This is a genomic window from Pseudomonas sp. URIL14HWK12:I6, assembly GCF_000514195.1.
Taxonomy (GTDB): Bacteria; Pseudomonadota; Gammaproteobacteria; order Pseudomonadales; family Pseudomonadaceae; genus Aquipseudomonas; species Aquipseudomonas putida_A.
In genome coordinates, this window is the sequence record NZ_AZVL01000062.1 from 1 (window position 1) to 1,002 (window position 1,002).

The 1,002-nt window shown below is 32.6% G+C and carries 2 protein-coding genes; both read left to right on the top strand.

Annotation, left to right across the window (positions count from 1 at the left end; all coding sequences use genetic code 11):
* Positions 1-218: RagB/SusD family nutrient uptake outer membrane protein (locus tag H043_RS30110; RefSeq protein ID WP_155953525.1), on the top strand; the 218-nt coding region annotated here is incomplete at its 5' end.
* Between the two features lie 56 nt (positions 219-274).
* Positions 275-898 carry an outer membrane beta-barrel protein gene (locus H043_RS30115; RefSeq protein WP_014066176.1) on the top strand — a complete coding sequence of 208 codons (624 nt, stop codon included), beginning with the start codon at positions 275-277 and terminating at the stop codon, positions 896-898.
* The last annotated feature ends 104 nt before the right edge of the window (positions 899-1,002 follow it).

The window sequence follows — 1,002 nt, forward strand, 5'->3', positions numbered from 1 at the left end:
GTTTACATTTAGCTGATATTAGAAGATGGAAAATTGCAGAAATTGTATTAAATGGTCCAACGCATGGAATTGATATTGCAAAAGGAGATGGAGGAGGTTTTGAACCTGTTCCCGGTCAATGGGTTCGCTCTTTTGCTTCTCCAAGAGATTATCTCTGGCCCATTCCACAAAGTGAACGTGATTTAAATCCTAATTTAGAACAAAATCCAGGGTATTAATAATAAAATAACAATTATAGATCGTGATATTTATAAACCAAACCATCTATAATGCCATGAAAAGAAATAAAAGAGCTATATTTATTATTGTGAGTTCTATTTGTTTGGTTGTGTATAATGAGGCACAAGGTCAAAGTTATAATTCGGGATTGCAATTAGCTTTTGTATATCCAAGGCTTAATGGAAATGATATTGAAAAAACAGGTCAATCATCTATTGGCTTTAATTTAGGTGTATATGTAAACTCTTCCTATAAGAATATATTTTTGGAGCCGCAATTGTTTTACAAGATGAGGCGCTATCACGAGGTAATTAGTCCGTACATTCCATCTTATGCGGATCACTCTTTTGATTTACATTATTTGACATTTGGCGTTTTATGTGGCTCTTATGTCTTAAGTTATAATGATATTGGCTTGTATGGAGGATTGGGGCCATACATTGGTCTACTACTTAACTCTGTTGATATTGATCACGACTATTACAGTGATAATGATTTTAAGCCTTATGAAGTTGGGGGGATAATTGAAATAGGAATTGATCTAGCAAAAGTATTCTCTGTTGTACCTTTAAAGTTGTCTTTTAGATATGAACAAGATTTTTGGGGAATTTATGATCTGGGATATTCTCCGGATATAAAGAAAAGATCTTACGATTTTGTTTTAAAAATTTTATATTGAAATGTATTTCTAAGTTTGTGTAACCAAAACTTGGGTTAAGGATGATGTGGAGATTGTATCTGCTTGCTAAGCTCAGTGTAATGTTAAGTTTTTGTTGTTTTTCT

What these genes read in the sequence shown, in the direction of transcription:
- H043_RS30115 (WP_014066176.1), top strand. Translation starts at nt 275, where the DNA reads ATGAAAAGAAATAAAAGAGCTATATTTATTATTGTGAGTTCTATTTGT.